The organism is Pseudomonas sp. JR33AA, from assembly GCF_021378985.1.
Lineage (GTDB): Bacteria > Pseudomonadota > Gammaproteobacteria > Pseudomonadales > Pseudomonadaceae > Aquipseudomonas > Aquipseudomonas alloputida.
Genome location: NZ_JAJSAW010000017.1, coordinates 1 through 20,101, shown reverse-complemented (window position 1 = coordinate 20,101; position 20,101 = coordinate 1). Strand labels below are relative to the sequence as shown.

Annotated in this window: 20 protein-coding genes; 15 read left to right on the top strand and 5 right to left on the bottom strand. The window is 61.7% G+C overall.

Annotated elements, in window-relative coordinates; translation table 11 throughout:
- Window positions 1-73 precede the first annotated feature (73 nt).
- Complete coding sequence (gene gluQRS / locus LVS58_RS21190; RefSeq protein WP_233692720.1) at window positions 74-961, bottom strand: tRNA glutamyl-Q(34) synthetase GluQRS; 888 nt, start codon at window positions 959-961, stop codon at window positions 74-76.
- A gap of 63 nt (window positions 962-1,024) precedes the next feature.
- Complete coding sequence (gene dksA, locus LVS58_RS21185) at window positions 1,025-1,471, bottom strand: RNA polymerase-binding protein DksA (RefSeq protein ID WP_003250009.1); 447 nt, start codon at window positions 1,469-1,471, stop codon at window positions 1,025-1,027.
- Between the two features lie 210 nt (window positions 1,472-1,681).
- Between dksA and LVS58_RS21180 the strand changes: the two genes are divergently transcribed.
- Both LVS58_RS21180 and sfsA read left to right on the top strand, forming a co-directional pair.
- Window positions 1,682-2,854, top strand: a complete 1,173-nt coding sequence (locus LVS58_RS21180) for a pyridoxal phosphate-dependent aminotransferase (RefSeq protein WP_233692679.1) — start codon at window positions 1,682-1,684, stop codon at window positions 2,852-2,854.
- The gene (gene sfsA, locus LVS58_RS21175; protein ID WP_233692678.1) at window positions 2,854-3,567 is read left to right on the top strand and encodes a DNA/RNA nuclease SfsA; all 714 of its coding nucleotides are present in this window, start codon (window positions 2,854-2,856) and stop codon (window positions 3,565-3,567) included. Before LVS58_RS21180 ends, sfsA begins: the two co-directional genes overlap by 1 nt.
- Here sfsA and LVS58_RS21170 read toward each other — a convergent pair.
- The gene (locus LVS58_RS21170; protein WP_233692677.1) at window positions 3,530-3,874 is read right to left on the bottom strand and encodes a Rieske (2Fe-2S) protein; all 345 of its coding nucleotides are present in this window, start codon (window positions 3,872-3,874) and stop codon (window positions 3,530-3,532) included. The genes sfsA and LVS58_RS21170 overlap by 38 nt on opposite strands.
- A 148-nt stretch (window positions 3,875-4,022) precedes the next feature.
- Here LVS58_RS21170 and LVS58_RS21165 point away from each other — a divergent pair, with 148 nt between their 5' ends.
- The 4 genes from LVS58_RS21165 to LVS58_RS21150 all read left to right on the top strand — a co-directional run bounded on the left by LVS58_RS21165 (window position 4,023) and on the right by LVS58_RS21150 (window position 7,702).
- A complete protein-coding gene (locus LVS58_RS21165; RefSeq protein ID WP_233692676.1) occupies window positions 4,023-4,907 on the top strand; it encodes a heme/hemin ABC transporter substrate-binding protein in 885 nt (294 codons plus the stop codon).
- A gap of 50 nt (window positions 4,908-4,957) precedes the next feature.
- Window positions 4,958-5,941 carry a FecCD family ABC transporter permease gene (locus LVS58_RS21160; RefSeq protein ID WP_233692719.1) on the top strand — a complete coding sequence of 328 codons (984 nt, stop codon included), beginning with the start codon at window positions 4,958-4,960 and terminating at the stop codon, window positions 5,939-5,941.
- Entirely contained in the window at window positions 5,941-6,708 is a 768-nt protein-coding gene (locus LVS58_RS21155) for a heme ABC transporter ATP-binding protein (protein ID WP_233692675.1), read from the top strand. Before LVS58_RS21160 ends, LVS58_RS21155 begins: the two co-directional genes overlap by 1 nt.
- A gap of 109 nt (window positions 6,709-6,817) precedes the next feature.
- Window positions 6,818-7,702, top strand: coding sequence for a ChaN family lipoprotein (locus LVS58_RS21150; RefSeq protein ID WP_233692674.1), 885 nt, complete (start codon window positions 6,818-6,820; stop codon window positions 7,700-7,702).
- A gap of 180 nt (window positions 7,703-7,882) precedes the next feature.
- Here the strand turns inward: LVS58_RS21150 and LVS58_RS21145 are convergent, their stop codons facing one another.
- Window positions 7,883-8,161, bottom strand: coding sequence for a TfoX/Sxy family protein (locus tag LVS58_RS21145; RefSeq protein ID WP_010955337.1), 279 nt, complete (start codon window positions 8,159-8,161; stop codon window positions 7,883-7,885).
- Window positions 8,162-8,319: 158 nt separating this feature from the next.
- Window positions 8,320-9,882, bottom strand: a complete 1,563-nt coding sequence (locus LVS58_RS21140; RefSeq protein WP_233692673.1) for a bifunctional aminoglycoside phosphotransferase/ATP-binding protein — start codon at window positions 9,880-9,882, stop codon at window positions 8,320-8,322.
- Window positions 9,883-9,997: 115 nt separating this feature from the next.
- Here LVS58_RS21140 and mrcB point away from each other — a divergent pair, with 115 nt between their 5' ends.
- The 9 genes from mrcB to msrQ all read left to right on the top strand — a co-directional run bounded on the left by mrcB (window position 9,998) and on the right by msrQ (window position 19,872).
- Entirely contained in the window at window positions 9,998-12,319 is a 2,322-nt protein-coding gene (gene mrcB, locus LVS58_RS21135) for a penicillin-binding protein 1B (protein WP_233692672.1), read from the top strand.
- Between the two features lie 15 nt (window positions 12,320-12,334).
- Window positions 12,335-13,135, top strand: coding sequence for a tetratricopeptide repeat protein (locus LVS58_RS21130; protein WP_267954603.1), 801 nt, complete (start codon window positions 12,335-12,337; stop codon window positions 13,133-13,135).
- Window positions 13,135-13,467 carry a YqcC family protein gene (locus LVS58_RS21125; RefSeq protein WP_003250034.1) on the top strand — a complete coding sequence of 111 codons (333 nt, stop codon included), beginning with the start codon at window positions 13,135-13,137 and terminating at the stop codon, window positions 13,465-13,467. Before LVS58_RS21130 ends, LVS58_RS21125 begins: the two co-directional genes overlap by 1 nt.
- Window positions 13,468-13,875: 408 nt before the next feature.
- Complete coding sequence (locus LVS58_RS21120; protein ID WP_233692670.1) at window positions 13,876-15,600, top strand: acetolactate synthase 3 large subunit; 1,725 nt, start codon at window positions 13,876-13,878, stop codon at window positions 15,598-15,600.
- A 1-nt stretch (window position 15,601) separates the two neighbouring features.
- Entirely contained in the window at window positions 15,602-16,093 is a 492-nt protein-coding gene (ilvN, locus tag LVS58_RS21115; protein WP_003250040.1) for an acetolactate synthase small subunit, read from the top strand.
- Between the two features lie 56 nt (window positions 16,094-16,149).
- Window positions 16,150-17,166, top strand: a complete 1,017-nt coding sequence (gene ilvC, locus LVS58_RS21110) for a ketol-acid reductoisomerase (protein WP_003250043.1) — start codon at window positions 16,150-16,152, stop codon at window positions 17,164-17,166.
- A 150-nt stretch (window positions 17,167-17,316) separates the two neighbouring features.
- Window positions 17,317-18,168 carry a CDP-diacylglycerol--serine O-phosphatidyltransferase gene (gene pssA / locus LVS58_RS21105; protein ID WP_003250045.1) on the top strand — a complete coding sequence of 284 codons (852 nt, stop codon included), beginning with the start codon at window positions 17,317-17,319 and terminating at the stop codon, window positions 18,166-18,168.
- Window positions 18,169-18,247: 79 nt separating this feature from the next.
- On the top strand, window positions 18,248-19,261 hold the full coding sequence (gene msrP, locus LVS58_RS21100) for a protein-methionine-sulfoxide reductase catalytic subunit MsrP (RefSeq protein WP_233692669.1): 1,014 nt from the start codon (window positions 18,248-18,250) through the stop codon (window positions 19,259-19,261).
- Window positions 19,261-19,872, top strand: coding sequence for a protein-methionine-sulfoxide reductase heme-binding subunit MsrQ (msrQ, locus tag LVS58_RS21095; RefSeq protein WP_233692668.1), 612 nt, complete (start codon window positions 19,261-19,263; stop codon window positions 19,870-19,872). Before msrP ends, msrQ begins: the two co-directional genes overlap by 1 nt.
- Window positions 19,873-20,101 lie beyond the last annotated feature (229 nt).

Here is a 20,101-nt window from a genome sequence, read left to right as displayed (position 1 = left end):
CCTCTTCGCGGGTGAACCCGCTTCTACAGGTAAGCGTGGGAGCGGGCGCGCCCGCGAAGAGGCCGGTAAAGGTTCAGCGCAAATCAGCCTCCGGCACCGTGGTCCGCTGCGCGATCGCTTCCGGCCGCCAGTGCGTGCGCGCGACTGCCAGCACCTCTGCCGGTGTCGCCAACAGCAGTTCCGGGTCTGTCTCCTGCCCCAGCGCCCGCAATGCCCGCAGCAGCAGGGGGGTAGCATGCTCCGCCTGCAGTGGCGGCGAACGGTACGACTTGCCCAGCTTGTGCCCATCCGGCTGCACGATCAGCGGAATATGCAGGTAACGCGGCTGTGAGAAGCCCAGCAGTTCCTGCAGGTACAGCTGGCGCGGGGTGTTGTCGAGCAGGTCGGCACCACGCACGATGTCGGTAACACCCTGCCAGGCATCGTCCAGCACCACGGCCAGCTGGTAGGCGTACAACCCGTCACGACGCTGGATGACGAAGTCGCCCACCTCACGCCCCAGGTGTTGCTGATACTCACCCTGCACGCGGTCGGTAAAGCGGTAGATCAGCTCTGGCACCCGCAAGCGGATTGCCGCCCCTTCACGGGCATGCCCGGCGTTACGGCAAAAGCCCGGGTAGATGCCGTTGTAGCGTTCCAGTTGCTTGCGCGAGCAGGTGCATGCGTACGCCAGGCCCATGTTGAACAGGCGGTCTACCACGGCAGCATAGGCATCGTGGCGCTGGCTCTGGAATACCACCTCGCCATCCCAGTGCAGGCCGTAACGTTCCAGCGTCTGGAGGATGGCATCGCGGGCGCCGGGCATTTCCCGGGGCGGGTCGGTGTCTTCCATGCGCAGCAGCCAGCGGCCGTTGACGGCGCGGGCATCGAGCCAGGAGGCGAGGGCGGCGACCAGCGAGCCGAAGTGCAGGAAGCCGCTGGGGGTGGGGGCAAAGCGCCCGATGTAGCTGGAGTTGGTCATGATCAGGCTGGGCATATAAATGAAACGGGGCGCATGATGCGCCCCGTTCAGGTGGAAGAAAGATCAGCCTTTGCCGACCGTTTTTTCCTTTTTCTCGGCAATTTCCTTGCAGTCGAAGCACAGGTCGGCGGTAGGGCGGGCTTCCAGGCGGCGCAGACCGATCTCGATGCCGCACGACTCGCACCAGCCGTACTCTTCGTCCTGAATCTTCTGCAGGGTTTTATCGATTTTCTTGATCAACTTGCGCTCGCGGTCGCGGTTGCGCAGTTCGAGGGCGAATTCCTCTTCCTGGGATGCGCGGTCTGCGGGATCTGCAAAGTTGGCTGCTTCTTCTTTCATATGGTCAACGGTCTTGTCGACGCCGACCATCAGCTCTTGCTTCCAGCCAGTGAGGATCTTGGTGAAGTGCTTGCGCATGGGTTCACCCATGTACTCCTCACCCTTGGTCTCCTGATAGGGTGCAACCCCATAAAGATTCTGGTTGGCTTTTTGCTTTTCTAGGGTGGACATGAATAGACCGCCTCTCACTCATCTGATCCAATGCGCAGGATGCTCCATCTCCGGCGACCGCCGGCCCTGCGACTGCGAGCCGCCGAACTTACCAGATAGATCGGGGGTGCGCTACCCCGCCCGATCCTGCTAATTGACACCGGCCTGAGCGGTACGTTCGGTGGTGTGCAGAGGTAGAATCTCCAGTTTAGACCCAATTGAGAGAAGGTCATGGCCCAACCCTACAGTGCGCGCAGTCGCGCCATCGAACCTTTCCACGTCATGGCGCTGCTCGCCCGGGCCAACGAGCTGCAGGCAGCCGGGCACGACGTGATCCACCTGGAAATCGGCGAGCCGGACTTCACTACGGCCGCACCCATCGTCGCGGCCGGCCAGGCCGCGCTGGGCGCAGGGCACACGCGCTACACCGCTGCGCGCGGTCTGCCGGCACTGCGTGAGGCAATTGCCGGCTTTTACGGGCAGCGCTATGGCCTGAACATCGACCCGGAACGCATCCTTGTTACCCCAGGCGGCTCCGGCGCGCTGCTGTTGGCCAGCAGCCTGCTGGTGGACCCGGGCAAGCACTGGCTACTGGCCGATCCGGGTTACCCGTGCAATCGCCACTTCCTGCGCCTGGTCGAGGGGGGAGCCCAACTGGTACCGGTGGGCCCGGACGTGAACTACCAGCTGACTGCCGACCTGGTTGAGCGTTACTGGGACAAGGACACCGTCGGTGTACTGGTCGCGTCGCCAGCTAACCCGACCGGTACCGTGCTGGGGCGCGAAGCGTTGGCCCGCCTGGCCAAAACCACCCATGAGCGGCATGGCCATCTGGTGGTGGACGAGATCTACCACGGCCTCACCTATGGCATGGACGCACCGAGTGTGCTGGAAGTCGACGACTCGGCATTCGTCCTGAATAGTTTTTCCAAGTATTTCGGCATGACCGGTTGGCGCCTTGGCTGGCTGGTGGCCCCGCCCGGTGCGGTAGCCGACCTGGAGAAGCTGGCGCAGAACCTGTACATCAGTGCGCCGAGCATGGCCCAGCATGCCGCGCTGGCCTGTTTCCAGCCCGAGGCGCTGGCCATTTTCGAAGAACGCCGCGCCGAATTCGCCCGCCGTCGCGACTACCTGCTGCCCGCCCTGCGTGAACTGGGCTTCCGCATTGCCGTGGAGCCGCAAGGCGCGTTCTATCTGTATGCCGATATCAGCGCTTTTGGAGGGGATGCGTTCGCATTCTGCCGACACTTCCTGGAAACCGAGCACGTGGCGTTCACGCCGGGCCTGGACTTCGGTCGCCACCTGGCCGGTCACCATGTGCGCTTCGCCTACACCCAGAGCCTGCCGCGCCTGGAAGAAGCGGTGCAGCGTATTGCCCGTGGCTTGCAGAGCTGGCAAGGCTGATGCGTTTCTCTCCTTCACTCGAGCAGGGCCGCCTGTTGCGTCGCTACAAGCGCTTTCTGGCCGATATAGAAATGGCCAGCGGCGAGCAGATGACTATCCACTGCCCAAATACCGGCTCCATGCTCAACTGCATGCGTGAAGGTGGGCAGGTGTGGTTCAGCCGCTCCAACGACCCCAAGCGCAAGCTGCCAGGCACCTGGGAAATCAGCGAAACCCCCCAGGGGCGGTTGGCCTGCGTGAATACCGGGCGGGCCAATGCGTTGGTCGAGGAGGCCCTGCGCTCTGGCATAATCACTGAACTGGCCGGTTTCACTGCACTCAAGCGCGAAGTGGCCTACGGCGAAGAAGGCAGCCGCATCGACTTTCGGCTGGAGTTCGAGGGGGCTCCGGCCTATATCGAGGTCAAGAGTGTGACGCTGGGCTACCCCGACACTGCCGTTGCGGCCTTCCCTGATGCGGTGACCCAACGCGGTGCGAAACACCTGCGCGAGCTGGCAAAGCTGGCCCGGCAGGGCGTGCGGGCCGTGCAGCTGTATTGCGTGAATCTGACCGGTATCGACGCTGTGCGCCCGGCTGAAGAAATCGATACGGCCTACGCCCAGGCGCTGCGCAGTGCCGTGGCGGACGGGGTGGAGGTGCTGGCGTACGGCACTCGGCTGGACGCCGAGGGCATCGTCATCGATCGCCGCTTGCCGGTGCTGCTGGCCCCTTGAACCAGATGCCCTGGCTGTCTTCGTGGCAGCCCAGGGGCTGCAACTGCTCACCCTCACAGGGGCCTGCCACGCATTCGCCGCTTTCTATCAGGAACAGCGCACCGTGATGGGCGCAGTGGATGAGGCTGGCGCTGTGATCCAGAAACGCGTCCTCTGCCCAGTTCAGCGGGATGCCCCGGTGGGGGCAGCGGTTGCGGTACAGGTACACCTGGCCTTGGCGACGTACGCCGAACAATTCGAGGCCGTCTACGCTGAAGGCGCGGCTTTGGCCTTCGGCCAGGCCGAGGGATGTACAAAGGAAGTGCATGGCAAGGATGACCCGTGAAACACGTGATGGCTTGACGCTCCAATGCGAATAATTATCAAATTGATCGCATTCGCTGCGCCCGGCTGCCTATGGTGCGCAGTTCCGCCGCTCGCCACAAGGCGTGTAGCCCGCCTTCAGAAGGAACCCGATGATGCGCCGTCCAGCTGCTTTTCTCGCTCTGTGTGCAAGCCTTGTGCTCTCCACCCAAGCCCTGGCAGCCGAGCTGCCGCAACGCTGGGTCAGCGCGGGTGGCGCCTTGAGCGAGTGGATAACCGCATTGGGGGGGCAAGCGCGCCTGGTCGGGGTAGACACTACCAGTCAGCACCCGGCCTCGTTGAAATCGTTGCCCAGTGTGGGGTATCAGCGACAACTGTCGGCCGAGGGCATTCTCAGCCTGCGCCCGGACGTGCTGGTGGGCACCGACGAGATGGGGCCGCCACCGGTACTGGCGCAAATCCGCAAGGCCGGCGTGCGGGTCGAGTTGTTCTCCAGCAAGGCCGAGCTGCCGGCGGTAGATGAAAACCTCAGGCACCTGGGGCAATTGCTCGGTGCAGAGCAGCAAGCGTCCGCGCTTGCAGCGGACTACCGCCAGCGGCTCGATGCGTTGCATGCCAACGTCAAGCGGGCCCAGGCCGGGCAGCAGGCACCTGGGGTGTTGCTGCTGGTCGGCCATGCTGGGGCCAAGCCACTGATCGCGGGGCAAGGCACTGCCGGTGACTGGCTGCTGCACCAGGCGGGTGGGCGTAACCTGGCCGCGCACCCAGGCTACAAGAACTTCTCCAACGAAGCCTTGGCGGCGCTCGACCCGGATGTGATCGTGTTTTCCGATCGGGCGCTGGCCGATGAGCAGGCCTTGCAGGCGCTGTTGAAAGAAAACCCCGCGCTGGCTGCCTCGCGGGCCGTGCGCGAGAAACGCCTGGTCGCACTCGACCCGACGCTGCTGGTCGGCGGGCTCGGGCCTCGGCTACCGGCGACCTTGCAGTCGCTGGCAGCCACCTTCTACCCGGCTGCTCAGGCCAGCTTCGCACAATGAAACAGCGGGTACAGCCACGTACGTTGTTCATTAGCCTGAGCCTGCTGTGCCTGTTGGCAATCTGGCTGTCACTGGCGCTGGGGCCAGTCAGCCTGCCGATGTTCGATACGCTGCGCGCTGGCCTGCGCCTGTTGGGGCTGCCTGTTTCCGAAGAGGGCCTGCAGCAGGCCGAGATGATCCTTGGCCAGATCCGCCTGCCGCGCACCCTGTTGGGGTTGGCGGTGGGCGCGGTACTGGCTTTGTCCGGGGTGGCCATGCAGGGGCTGTTCCGCAACCCGCTGGCCGATCCCGGGCTGGTAGGGGTTGCCGCCGGCGCCGCAGTGGGGGCAGCGGTTGCCATTGTTGGCGGTGCCTGGTTTGGCGGCATGCCGGATGCTTTCGCGCCTTATCTGCTGTCGTTCTGCGCTTTTGTCGGCGGGCTTGGAGTCACTGCGCTGGTCTACCGCCTGGGGCGCCGCGATGGCCAGACCAACGTTGCCACGATGCTGTTGGCCGGTGTGGCCATGACCGCGCTGGGTGGCGCGGCCGTGGGGCTGTTCTCTTACCTGGCCGATGACGCCACCTTGCGCACGCTGACATTCTGGAACCTTGGCAGCCTCAATGGCGCCAGCTATGAGCGGCTGTGGCCATTGTTGCTGGTGGCGACAGGGGTAGCGGTGTGGCTGCCGCGCCGGGCCAAGGCGCTGAATGCCCTGTTGCTGGGTGAGTCCGAGGCGCGTCACCTGGGCGTTGACGTGGAGCGGCTCAAGCGTGAGCTGGTGTTCTGCACGGCGCTGGGCGTGGGGGCGGCAGTGGCTGCAGCCGGGTTGATTGGCTTCATCGGTCTGGTAGTGCCGCACCTGGTACGTCTGCTGGCCGGGCCTGATCACCGTGTGGTGCTGCCTGCCTCGCTGCTGGCCGGCGGTGTGCTGATGTTGTTCGCCGACCTGGCGGCGCGGCTGTTGCTGGCGCCTGCCGAGCTGCCTATTGGTATTGTCACGGCCTTCATCGGTGCGCCGTTCTTCCTGTTTCTGTTGATGCGAGGGCGCGGCTGATGTTGCAGGTAGAGGGCCTGTATCTGCGCAGGGGCAGCAATGAGGTGCTGCACGACATCCACCTGCAGTTGCCTGCGGGGCAGGTCGTGGGTGTGCTCGGCCCCAACGGTGCCGGCAAGAGCAGCCTGCTGAGTGTGCTGTGCGGGGAGCTGGCGCCTGGCCGCGGGCGGGTAACGCTGCAGGGCCGCCCCCTTGCCGATTGGGCCGGACAGGAACGGGCAAGGCGCCTGGCAGTGTTGCCACAGGTGTCCAGCCTGGGTTTCTCGTTTCGGGTGGAGGAAGTGGTAGGCATGGGTCGCATGCCTCATGGCACCGGTCAGCGGCGCGATGCGGAAATTGTCGAAGCGGCGTTGCGGGCGGCAGATGCCTGGCACCTGGTGGCGCGCAGTTACCTGGCGCTTTCCGGTGGCGAGCGGCAACGGGTACACCTGGCCCGCGTGCTGGCGCAGCTATGGCCGGGCGAGGAGGGCAGCACGTTGTTGCTCGACGAACCGACCTCGATGCTCGACCCGCTGCATCAGCACACCACCCTGGAAGCCGTACGCCGCTTCGCCGACTGCGGTGCTGCCGTGTTGGTGATCCTGCATGACCTGAACCTGGCGGCGCGTTACTGTGACCGTATCCTGCTGCTGGAGCGGGGGCGCTGCCACGCGTTTGCCACGCCCGAAGAGGTACTGACCCCAGCGGCACTGAAGGCGGTGTACGGTATCGACGTATTGGTGCAGGCGCACCCCGAGCGCGGGCACCCGCTGATTATCACCCGCTGATTTCTAAACGCCTGCACGGACTTTGTGAAAGTGGCCTTGTCTCGCGACAGGGTTGCCCCCCGCCCCGGTGCAGGCCATTTAAAGTGTGGATGACATGGAGTAACTGCCAATGCGACACCCGTTGCTGTCCGGTTTCTCGCTGTGCCTGGTACTGGCGATAGGCGGCTGTCAGGCCAGCCTGCCGCCGTTGCCCGCCTGGCAGAGCAGTGAAGGTCGCACGCACGCCGCGCTGGGCCAGATTGTCGACCTGTCCACTGAGCAGGTCATAAGCCCTGAAACGCTGGTGCAGCGCCTGGCTGTCGCACCCCAAGTGCTCGTCGGCGAGAAGCACGACAACCCTGACCATCACGCGCTGCAACTGTGGCTGCTGCGCGCTCTGCAAGGCCAGCGCACCCAGGGCAGCCTGTTGCTGGAGATGCTGCAGCCCGAACAGCAATCACGGGTGGACAAGCTGGCGGGGCAGCCTTTGCCGGAAGACTTGCCCAAGGCACTGGCCTGGCAGGAGGGTTGGGATTGGCAGTTGTACGGGCCGATTGTCAGCGAAGCCTTGCAGCATCGGGTGACGTTGCTGGCCGCCAACCTTTCGCCCGCCGAGATGCGTCAGGCTTATCGACAACCAGTGCCGGTGCAGGGCGAAAAGTCCAATGCACCCGCGGTAAAGGCTGCCTTGCTGGAACAGGTGCGCGCCGGGCATTGCGGGATGCTTCCGGAAAACCGGTTGCCGGCGATGTTGGCCGTTCAGCAGCAGCGCGACCGCCGCATGGCCGAGCGCTTGCAGGCGGCACCACAACCGGCACTGCTGTTTGCCGGGGCTTACCATGTGCGCAAGGACCTGGGCATACCCTTGCATCTGGCTGACCTGGGGGCCTCGGGGGAGAGCAAGGTATTGCTGCTGGCTGAGGTGGGCGAGCGAATCGAGCCCGGCGAGGCTGATTATGTGTGGTACACGGCAGCGATGCCGGAGCAGGATTATTGTGCACAGCTGCGGCGTTGATCCTGAAAAAGCACAGGCAAAAAAAGACCCGGCAAATTGCCGGGTCAATAACCGTGATTAGCCTGATGAGGAGATAATCTGAGAGTCCGAACCAAGGTCTCTTAGCTTATCCAACCAGTCTCGCGACCAGTTGCGATAATCATAACAATTCTCATTTAGCCGTCAATCCCTTCACCCTGATTATTTTGGTTTTTTTTGCGTAGGGTTTTTCGCGTCCAATTGTTGGTTGAGTGCTTCCTTGCGTTCGAGCGGCAAATCGTTCCAGTGCATGTCCAGCAGGGCGCCTTCAATGGCATACAACAGCACCTTTGATGCACGGAACCCTCGTGTCTTCACGGCCTGGTACGCACCCACCGCGCCCAGGCGGCGCAAATCCGACGCACTGTGGATGCCGGCTGCGTGCAGCCACTGCGCAGAAGTCTTGCCAAGGTTCTTCAGATGCTGCAATTCATCGTTCATCGAGCCTCCTTGCGATGGCTGAACGGGAATGGGGGGATAAATCGCGAGCAGGTCTGAGAGGAGTGTAGCGGGCGTTGGGAAATATGCGGCTTTTTGCCATCGGGCGATGAGCGGCCTGTGCCTGCCCCTTCGCGGGCAGGCACAGGAAGATGACGCACTTACAGGCCAGGCAAGCGCTGTCGAATCTGCTCGATCACTTGATCCATGCTGCCGGCAGCCTGGGTATCGACAGGGGTGCTGTGCACCAGCTCTTGCGCATCCAGCGCCTCACGGCTGGCCTGCTGGGCCTTGATCACCTCCACCGTGGCATCCGAAGGGTCGCTGTTTTCGGCCTGGCGCTGCTCCAGCCAACTGGCGATGACCGCCTCTGGCGCGTGGCAGTCGAGGATCAGGAACGGCACGCCGGTCTGGCTGGCAACGTCTGCCGCAGCCTGGCGCTGCTCACGCTTGAGGTAGGTGGCGTCCAGCACCACCGGGAAGCCGGCGCGCAGCACGGTCGCTGCAACCTCGTGCAGGCGCTGATAGGTCGCGGTGCTGGCGTCCTGGTCGTATATGCCCGTACTCAGCTGGCCGGCGTCGGCCTGCTGTTGTTCGCCGAACAGGCGCTTGCGCTCTACGTCCGAACGCACGCGCACTGCACCCAGGGCCTCGACCAGGCGCATGGCCACGTGACTTTTCCCAACCGCCGAAACACCATGGGTGATGGCCAGCAGGCGCGACGGGATGGCGCTGTAACTTTCGGCCAGGTTGGCGTAGTTGCGGTAGGTGCGCAGGGTGGTGGCACGTTGCACGCCATCGGCGTCGGCCGGCATGCTGAACAGCGCGACCTTGGCCCGCACCAGCGCACGGTAGGCTTTGTAGAAGTTGAGCAGTTCCAGGCCGTCGTAGTCCCCCGTCAGCTCCAGGTACTGGCTGATGAAGCGCCGGGCCAGGCATTTCAGGCCGCGGTCTTCCAGGTCCATGGCCAGGAAGGCGGTGTCGGCGTAGACGTCGGTCAGTCGGAAAGGCTCGTTGAATTCGATGCAATCGAAGATCACCACCTTGCCATCGATCAAGGTGGCGTTGCCCAGGTGAATGTCGCCGTGGCACTCACGGATGAAGCCATTGGCCTTGCGCTTTTCCAGCAGGCCATGCAGGCGCTCGAAGCTGCTGCGGGCCCAGGCCTGCAGGGCGTCAAGTTGCTGCAGGTCGGTTTTGTCGCTGAGGAATGGGCGAATCTGCTCGAAGTTCTGCTCCACCGGGGCCATCACGCTGTCTGGCGTGCCCAGCGAGTGCTCCATCGGCACGCGCGGAGCCTGAAGGTGAAAATCGGCAATCTGGCGGGCCATCTGGTCGATGTGTGTGGCGTTCAGTTCGCCATTGGCCTGCAGGGTGTTGAGCATCTGGCCCTGGGGGAACTGACGCATCTTCAGTGCATACTCGATGGCTTCGCCTTCGCCGCCAATCTGCGGTGCGTCGACGCTACCGGTGATCGGCAACACTTCCAGGTACAGGCCTTCGGTCAGGCGTTGGTTCAGGCGCAATTCTTCGTTACAGAAATGCTGGCGCTGGTCCAGTCCGGTGAAGTCCAGGAAGCCGAAATTCATCGGTTTCTTGATCTTGTAGGCGTATTCGCCAGTGAGCAGGACCCAGGAGATATGCGTCTCGATGAGCTTGAACCCCTCCACGGGGTGAGGGTACAGGGCAGGGTTCTGCAACGCAGTAATAAGTGCTTGGCTCACGGCAAATCCTTCCGGGGCAAGGGAATTCGAATGCGCCATTATGGTCAATGGTGCCGTCCCTGCCTACCGCCGGGCCGTCTGCCCAGCCTTTATAAAGTGCGTATAATCCGCCGCCATGACCCGAACCCGAAATCCCCGCACCCCTCAGAAACGCCCGACCGGCCGCTCCCGCGCCTGGCTGGGCTGGGCTTTGAAGCTCAGCCTGGTTGGCCTGGTGATCGTCGCCGGCTTCGCGGTTTACCTCGATGCCGTCGTCCAGGAAAAGTTCTCCGGCAAGCGCTGGACCATCCCGGCCAAAGTGTATGCCCGGCCGCTGGAGCTGTTCACCGGCCAGAAGTTGAGCAAGAACGACTTCCTCACCGAGCTCGATGCGCTCGGCTACCGCCGCGAAAGCGCGGCCAACGGCCCGGGCGCTGCGTCGGTCAACGGCAATACCGTCGACCTCAATACCCGTGGCTTCCAGTTCTACGAGGGGATGGAACCGGCGCAGTTCGTCCGGGTGCGCTTCTCTGGCGATTACGTTGCGGGCCTTTCCGCTGCCAACGGCAAGGCGCTTGACGTGGTGCGGCTGGAGCCGCTGATGATCGGCGGCATCTACCCGAAAAACCTCGAAGACCGCATCCTGATCAAGATTGATCAGGTACCCAAATATCTGCTCGAAACCCTGGTGGCCACGGAAGACCGCGAGTTCTACAGCCACTATGGCGTGTCGCCAAAGTCCATCGCCCGGGCCATGTGGGTCAACACGTCGTCCGGCTCGATGCGCCAGGGTGGCAGTACCCTGACCCAGCAGTTGGTGAAGAACTTCTACCTCAGCAGCGAGCGCAGCCTCAGCCGCAAGCTGACCGAGGCGATGATGGCGGTCCTGCTCGAACTGCACTACGACAAGCGCGAAATCCTTGAGGCCTACCTCAACGAGGTGTTCGTCGGCCAGGACGGTCAACGCGCGGTGCACGGCTTTGGTCTGGCTAGCCAGTTCTTCTTCAGCCAGCCGCTGGCTGAGCTGAAACTGCATCAGATCGCCCTGCTGGTGGGCATGGTCAAAGGCCCGTCCTACTACAACCCGCGGCGCCATCCCGAGCGTGCCCTGGCTCGCCGCAACCTGGTGCTCGACCTGGTGGCCGAGCAGGGCGTAGCCAGCCAGGCAGAAGTCGATGCGGCGAAGAAAATGCCGCTGGGTGTGACCAAGCGTGGCAGCCTGGCCGACAGCTCGTTCCCTGCCTTCCTCGACCTGGTCAAGCGACAGTTGCGTCAGGATTACCGCGACGAAGACTTGACCGAAGAAGGCCTGCGCATCTTTACCAGCTTCGACCCTATCCTGCAGATGAAGGCCGAAACCTCGATGAACGAGACCTTCAAGCGCCTGGCGGGCCGCAAGGGGGCAGACGATGTTGAAGCGGCAATGGTCGTGACCAACCCTGAGACCGGTGAAGTACAGGCGCTGATCGGTAGCCGACAGGCAGGTTTCGCCGGCTTCAACCGGGCCATCGATGCTGTGCGGCCGATCGGCTCGCTGGTCAAGCCGTCGGTATACCTGACTGCGCTGGAACAGCCGAGCAAGTACACCCTGACCAGTTGGGTGCAGGACGAGCCATTTTCGGTCAAGGGGGCTGACGGCCAGGTCTGGCGCCCGCAAAACTATGACCGCCGCCCGCATGGCACGATCTACCTGTATCAGGGGCTGGCCAACTCCTACAACCTGTCGACCGCCAAGCTCGGCCTGGAAGTAGGTGTGCCGAACGTGATCAAGACCATTGGTCGCTTGGGCGTGAATGTTGACTGGCCAGCGTTCCCGGCCATGTTGCTGGGGGCGGGTGGCATGTCGCCGATGCAGGTCGCAACCATGTACCAGACCATCGCCAATGGCGGCTTCAACACGCCGATGCGCGGTATTCGCAGCGTGCTCACCGCCGAGGGCGAGCCGCTCAAGCGCTACCCGTTCCAGATCCAGCAAACCTTCGACCCGGGTGCCATTTACCTGGTGCAGAACGCCATGCAACGTGTAATGCGCGAAGGTACAGGGCGCTCGGTTTACAACACCTTGCCACGCTCGCTGACCCTGGCGGGCAAGACCGGTACCAGTAACGACTCGCGTGACAGCTGGTTCTCCGGCTTCAGTCAGGATCTGCTGGCTGTGGTGTGGATGGGGCGTGACGATAACGGCAAGACACCGTTTACCGGTGCCACCGGCGCTTTGCAGGTGTGGACCAGCTTCATGAAGAAGGCCGACCCGCTGCCGCTGGATATGCCGCAACCGGACAACGTGGTGCAGGCCTGGATCGACCCCTACAGTGGTCATGGGTCTGATGCCAGCTGTCCGGGAGCGGTGCAGATGCCGTATATTCGCGGGAGTGAGCCGCCGGCCGGCGCAACCTGTGGCGGCGAGCAGGACCCAGTTGAATCGGTAATGGACTGGGTCAAGGGCTGGATGAATTAAGCACAGGCTGCATTGATGAGGTGTGACGTGAACAAGTGGCTGTTTCCTGCCGTAACGGCGTTGGCTGTGCTTCAGGGGTGCTCCAGCGTCCCGCGTGGCAATATTCCGGTGGTCGATTCGAGCACCCGCGTGTCCAACAGCGAACGCGTGACGGCCAACCGCTCGGCGGGTGGCTATAACACCGGCACCGCCCAGGCGCAGACGTTGCCGGAGGATTCCGGTGTCACCGTGATGATCCCGCAGGGCGCTGGCGCATCGGGCATCCAGACATTCCCGGCGGGCAATGGCGCTGCGCCGATCAGTACCTCGCCGATCACCCCAGGGCCGATCAGTACAGGGCCTGTCAGTTCGGCGCCGATGACTACAAATCCCAACCCGATTGCCGATGAACCCTTCGACATTGCCGCGATGAACAGCGCCCCGCAAAGCGCCAGTGCGCCAACCGGTATTCCGCGCAGCGCCGCCGCCGGTGGCCTGTCGGCCGACGAGCAGTTGGACGGTCCTGTGCTGGCACTGCTGACCACTGCGAAGACGCAGCAGGGCAGTGGCGACTTCAATGGTGCCGCCTCGAGCCTGGAACGTGCCCAGCGCATTGCTCCGCGTGAGCCGCAGGTGCTGTATCGCCTGGCCCAGGTGCGCCTTTCGCAAGGTGATGCAGCACAGGCCGAGCAGTTGGCGCGCCGCGCCCTGACCTACGCCAACGGCCGCCCTAGCCTGCAGGCAGAGCTTTGGAACACGATCGCCCAGGCCCGTGAAAAGCAGGGTGACAGCGCTGGCGCTGCGCTGGCCCGGCAAAAGGCGCGGGTCAATTCGTGATGATCGAGCAACGCGTTCTGGATATTGCCGACCACCTGCTCTTGATCGAGCGCGAGCTGCAGGTGCAAGGCTGGTGGGATGACGAGCCGCCGAGCGACGAGGCGCTGGCCAGTACGGTGCCGTTCGCTGTGGATACCCTCAGTTTTGAGCAGTGGCTGCAATGGATCTTCCTGCCACGCATGAAGATCATCATCGAGCTGGGTCACCCGCTGCCCAATGCATCGAGCATCCTTGTCATGGCCGAAACCGTGTTTACCGACCGGCCGGAGCAAAGTCGTGAGCTACGCCGCCTGTTGGCAGCATTTGATCAATTGATCGCTCCTTCCGCCTGATTTCTTCAGTTTTTACGTCAAGGGCCGCAGATTGTGGCCCTTTTTTTTGGAAATCTTCTTAATTCTGCTGCTGAAGCGATTTTTAGTGGTGGCAGGAATTCATCTTGGGGAAAAATTGGCAATAATTTTTCTTGACTTGTTGGCGCCGAATCACAAGAATCCAACTTCCGCTGTAGAGGGACTGCCAGAAGCAGACCCGCTAAGCAGATCATGAGGCGCACACCCGCGCCGACCTGTTACACCCCGCAACGCGTTACCTCGCGCTGGGTGGGAAACCCCCGCAACACTCTGGGGATCTCCCAATACTTGCTCAGTCAGTGCTGACGTTCGCTCATGCTCTGCTTGGCAGTAAACCTATTAAGACCCGTCCAGTGAGGACGGTATTCTGGCGTTTTAGAGGTGAACAACGTGGAGCTTTTATCTGGCGCTGAGATGGTCGTCCGCTTTTTGCGTGACGAAGGCGTTAAGCACATCTACGGGTACCCTGGTGGTGCTCTCCTGCATGTTTACGACGCACTGTTCAAAGAACCGGAAGTGGAACACATCCTGGTTCGTCACGAGCAGGCGGCCACCCATATGGCGGACGGCTACGCTCGCGCCACCGGCAAGGCCGGTGTGGTGCTGGTAACCTCCGGTCCTGGCGCGACCAATGCCATTACCGGTATTGCCACCGCCTACATGGACTCGATTCCGATGGTCATCCTGTCCGGCCAGGTGCCTAGCACCATGGTGGGCACCGATGCCTTCCAGGAAACCGACATGATCGGTATCTCGCGGCCGATCGTGAAGCACAGCTTCATGATCAAGAATCCGACCGAGATCCCTGAAGTTCTGAAAAAAGCTTTCTACCTGGCGCAATCCGGTCGTCCAGGTCCAGTCGTGGTCGACATTCCAAAAGACATGACCAACCCGGCTGAAAAGTTCGAATACGTCTACCCGAAAAAGGTCAAGCTGCGCTCCTACAGCCCGGCGGTACGTGGCCACTCCGGCCAGATCCGCAAGGCTGCCGAAATGCTTCTGGCGGCCAAGCGCCCGGTCGTCTACTCCGGTGGCGGTGTGATCCTTGGCGGCGGCTCCGAAGCCCTGACTGAAATCGCCAAGTCGCTGAACCTGCCGGTCACCAATACCCTGATGGGGCTGGGTGGCTTCCCGGGTACCGACCGTCAGTTCCTCGGCATGCTTGGCATGCATGGCAGCTATACCGCCAACATGGCCATGCATAATGCCGACGTCATCTTTGCCGTCGGTGCGCGTTTCGACGACCGCGTTGTAAACGGTCCGGCCAAGTTCTGCCCGAACGCCAAAATCATCCACATCGACATCGACCCGGCGTCGATCTCGAAGATGATCAAGGCCGATGTGCCAATCGTCGGCCCGGTCGACAGCGTGCTCAGCGAAATGCTTGGCATCCTCAAGGAAATCGGCGAGCAGCCTGACAAGGCGGCGCTGGATGCCTGGTGGAAGCAGATTGACGAATGGCGTGGCAACGGCGAGTTGTTCCCTTACGACAAAGGGGATGGCAACGTCATCAAACCGCAAAAAGTCATCGAGACACTGTGCGAAGTGACCCATGGCGATGCCTTCGTCACGTCCGACGTGGGCCAGCACCAGATGTTTGCCGCGCAGTACTACCGCTTCAACAAGCCGAACCGCTGGATCAACTCCGGTGGCCTGGGCACCATGGGCTTCGGCTTCCCGGCGGCGATGGGTGTCAAGCTCAACTTCCCGGATCAGGACGTGGCCTGCGTGACCGGCGAGGGCAGCATCCAGATGAACATCCAGGAGCTGTCCACCTGCATGCAATACGGCCTGCCGGTGAAGATCGTCAACCTGAACAACGGTGTGTTGGGCATGGTCCGCCAATGGCAGGACATGGCCTACAACGGTCGTCATTCGCACTCGTACGTCGAGTCGCTGCCTGACTTCATCAAGCTGGCTGAGGCCTATGGCCATGTGGGTATCCGCATTACCAGCCTGAAGGACCTCAAGCCGAAGCTGGAAGAAGCGTTTGCGATGAAGGACCGTCTGGTGTTCATCGACATCGCGGTTGACCGCAGTGAGCACGTCTATCCGATGCAGATCAAGGATGGCTCGATGCGTGACATGTGGCTGAGCAAGACGGAGCGTACCTGATATGCGGCACATCATTTCCCTGCTGCTGGAAAACGAACCAGGTGCGTTGTCCCGCGTGGTCGGCCTGTTCTCCCAGCGCAACTACAACATTGAAAGCCTGACTGTAGCGCCGACCGAAGACCCGACCCTGTCGCGTCTGACGCTGACCACCGTTGGCCATGACGAAGTGATCGAACAGATCACCAAGAACCTGAACAAGCTGGTCGAAGTGGTCAAGCTTGTCGACCTGTCGGAAAGCGCTCACATCGAGCGTGAACTGATGCTGGTCAAGGTCAAGGCCACCGGTGCCCAGCGTGCCGAGATCAAGCGCACCACGGATATCTTCCGTGGCCAGATCGTCGACGTCACCGCCAGCGTGTACACCGTGCAGCTGAGCGGTACCAGCGACAAACTGGACAGCTTCATCCAGGCGATTGGCACTGCATCGATTCTGGAAACCGTGCGCAGCGGCGTTACCGGCATTGCCCGTGGCGACAAAGTGCTCAGCATCTAAATCCAAAAAATTAGCGATGGCTCCGCAGGGGCCGAGATATAACCAGGGGTATTTTCATGAAAGTTTTCTACGATAAAGACTGCGACCTTTCCATCATCCAGGGTAAGAAAGTCGCCATCATCGGTTACGGCTCCCAGGGCCACGCTCAGGCGTGCAACCTGAAAGACTCCGGTGTAGACGTTACCGTCGGTCTGCGTAAAGGTTCGGCTACCGTTGCCAAGGCTGAAGCCCACGGCCTGAAAGTTGCCGATGTTGCTACCGCTGTCGCTGCGGCTGACCTGGTCATGATCCTGACCCCGGACGAGTTCCAGGGCGCTCTGTACAAGAACGAAATCGAGCCGAACATCAAGAAGGGCGCTACCCTGGCCTTCTCTCACGGTTTCTCGATCCACTACAACCAGGTTGTTCCGCGTGCCGACCTCGACGTGATCATGATCGCGCCGAAAGCACCAGGCCACACCGTTCGCTCCGAATTCGTCAAAGGCGGCGGCATCCCTGACCTGATCGCTATCTACCAGGACGCTTCCGGCAACGCCAAGAACGTCGCACTGTCCTACGCTTCGGGCGTGGGTGGTGGCCGCACCGGTATCATCGAAACCACCTTCAAGGACGAAACCGAAACCGACCTGTTCGGTGAGCAGGCTGTTCTGTGTGGCGGTACCGTCGAGCTGGTCAAAGCCGGTTTCGAAACCCTGGTCGAAGCTGGCTATGCGCCGGAAATGGCCTACTTCGAGTGCCTGCACGAGCTGAAGCTGATCGTAGACCTCATGTACGAAGGCGGCATCGCCAACATGAACTACTCGATCTCCAACAACGCCGAATACGGTGAGTACGTGACCGGCCCGGAAGTCATCAACGAAGAATCCCGCAAGGCCATGCGCAATGCCCTGAAGCGCATCCAGGACGGCGAGTACGCGAAGATGTTCATCTCCGAAGGTGCTACCAACTACCCATCGATGACCGCCAAACGTCGTAACAACGCCGCTCACGGCATCGAAATCATCGGCGAGCAGCTGCGTTCGATGATGCCGTGGATCTCGGCTAACAAAATCGTCGACAAGACCAAGAACTAAGTCTTATCGAAAGATTAAAAACGCGGCTTCGGCCGCGTTTTTTCGTTCTGGCACCCAGCTTCTGGTATAAAGCAGACCAGTGGCTCGCTGTCAGAACCTGTTTCGCGGGCCCGTGTCGAACATTTTCCATCCTGTTGCAAGGTACCCTCCATGAGCGAACGTCCCGAAGAGCCGAACAAGCCCTCCGACGCCGAAAGCCTGCTACCTGTCGATGAGCACGTTGAAGAAGGGCATGACGCCGAAGGCCGCAAGGTGCGCCACCGCGGCATCTACCTGCTGCCCAACCTGTTTACCACCGCCAACCTGTTTGCCGGTTTCTATTCCATCATCAGCTCGATGAGCGCACAGAGTGCCCTGAGTGCCGGCGACCCGCGCGAGGCGAGCAAGTACTTCGCTTTTGCCGCTATCGCCATCTTCGTGGCCATGGTGCTCGACGGCCTGGACGGCCGCGTTGCGCGCATGACCAATACCCAGAGCGCCTTCGGTGCCGAGTATGACTCGCTGTCGGATATGGTCGCCTTCGGCGTGGCCCCGGCTTTGCTGGCCTTTGGCTGGGCGCTGGGTGACATGGGCAAGGTCGGCTGGATGGTTGCCTTCATCTATGTGGCCGGCGCCGCGTTGCGCCTGGCGCGCTTCAACACCCAGGTCGGTACCGCCGACAAGCGCTACTTCATCGGCCTGGCCAGCCCGGCTGCCGCAGGTGTGGTGGCGGGCACCGTATGGGCGTTCAGCGACTACGGCATCCAGGGCTCCAAGCTGTCGTTCCTGGTGGCGCTGCTGGTGGCTGCTGCTGGCATGCTGATGGTCAGCAACATCAAATACAACAGCTTCAAGGAGCTGGACCTCAAGGGGCGCGTGCCGTTCGTGGCGATTCTGGCGGTGGTGCTGGTGTTTGCCGTCGTGTTCAGCGACCCGCCGCGTATCCTTCTGTTGATCTTCCTCGCCTATGCAGCATCGGGGCCGATCCAGTTCCTGCTGAAGGCGCGCCGTCGCAAAGCGTGAAAATCACTTAACGCTGGAATAACCTCACGGCTCCATAGTCTTACTGGTACATCCGTTACTCAGTGCTATGGAGCCGTTCATGCTTATCAAGCTTCCCAGGTCTTCCGAGTGCAAGGCTTCGGAGATCACCCCTGAAGGGGTTTACCTTTCCCGTCGTACCCTGCTGGGTGGCTCATTGGCTGGCTTGGCGCTGGGCGCATTGCCGGGCGGGGTGAGCGCGGCGCAAGGTTCGCGTTATGGCGATGTACAGGCTGGGGCCGCGCCGGCCTGGTTCACTGACAAGCTCGCGGCCACGCGCTGGCAAGCGGTGACGGTCAAGGACGAGGCGATCACGCCGTTCAAGGATGCCACTCACTACAACAACTTCTACGAGTTCGGGCCCGACAAGGGCGACCCGGCGGCCAATGGCGACAGCCTGAAGACCGAGCCGTGGTCCGTTGTGGTAGATGGTGAGGTGGGCAAGCCCGGACGCTATGCACTGGAGGACTTCGTAAAACCCTATCAGCTTGAGGAGCGAATCTATCGGCTGCGCTGTGTAGAGGCGTGGTCGATGGTCATACCGTGGCTAGGGTTCCCTTTGGCTCAGGTGCTTAAGCAGGTCGAGCCGACTTCCAAGGCGCGTTATGTGCGTTTCGAGACGCTGAAGGATCCACAGCATATGCCTGGGCAGCGTTCAGGATTTGCCTTGATCGACTGGCCTTATAGAGAAGGATTGCGCCTTGATGAGGCGATGCATCCGTTGGCAATTCTCGCGGTGGGTATGTACGGCCGGGAACTGCCCAACCAGAACGGTGCGCCGTTGCGTTTGGTGGTGCCTTGGAAGTATGGCTTCAAGAGCATCAAGTCGATTGTGCGCATCAGCCTGGTAGCGGAGCAGCCCGGTACTACCTGGGAAGGGCTGGCGCCGGATGAATATGGTTTCTATGCCAATGTGAACCCTACAGTCGACCACCCGCGCTGGAGCCAGGCGCGTGAACGTCGCTTGCCCAGCGGGTTGTTCAGCCCCAATGTGAGGGAGACACAGATGTTCAATGGCTATGCTGATGAAGTGGCGTCGCTGTATACCGAGCTCGATCTGCGGAAGAACTACTGATGCGTTACCCCTGGTTTCGCTTGGCCATCTTCATTGTTGGGTGCCTGTTCCCTGTGTGGTGGCTATATGAAGCGGCGATGAACCTGCTGGGGCCTGATCCCGGGAAGATCATGATGGATCGCCTTGGGCTTGGGGCGCTGACCTTCTTGTTGGTGACCTTGAGCATGACCCCGTTGCAGAAGTTGACGGGCTGGTCTGGCTGGATTGTGGTGCGCCGGCAGCTGGGGTTATGGGTGTTCGCCTATATAGTGCTGCACATTCTGGCTTACCTGTTCTTTATCTTGGGGCTGGATTGGGGGCAGCTCGCGGTTGAGTTGCGCAAGCGGCCTTACATTATTGTTGGGGCGCTGGGGTTCCTGGGTTTGCTGGCGTTGGCGGTCACCTCGAACCGGTACAGCCAACGGCGGTTGGGGGCGCGGTGGAAGAAGCTGCACAAGTTGGTGTATGCGGTGCTTGGGTTGGGCTTGTTGCATTTCCTGTGGATCGTGCGTTCTGACCTTCGGGAATGGGCGATCTATGCGTTTGTCGGGGCTGTGTTGATGGTATTGAGGGTACCCGCTGTTGCGCGGGTTCTTCCCAGGGCTGCCAGGAAGCAGGGTAGGGCGGTTTAAGAGTGGGGGGGCTGCCAAGGGCCTGTCTTGAGATCGCATTGCCTGTGGAAGGTGCCTGCCTTTGTTTCTCTGGTGTCTGTGAGATCGAGCGCCGTGCGTCCGGCTCGAGACATTCATCGCCTATGAGATCGAGCGCCGCCCGCGCGGCGCTCGATCTCACAGGCGCTAAATGCGTTGTGGCGAACACTTGGTGGCCTTGATACGGTCTTTTCCCCTTATATTCCACTTC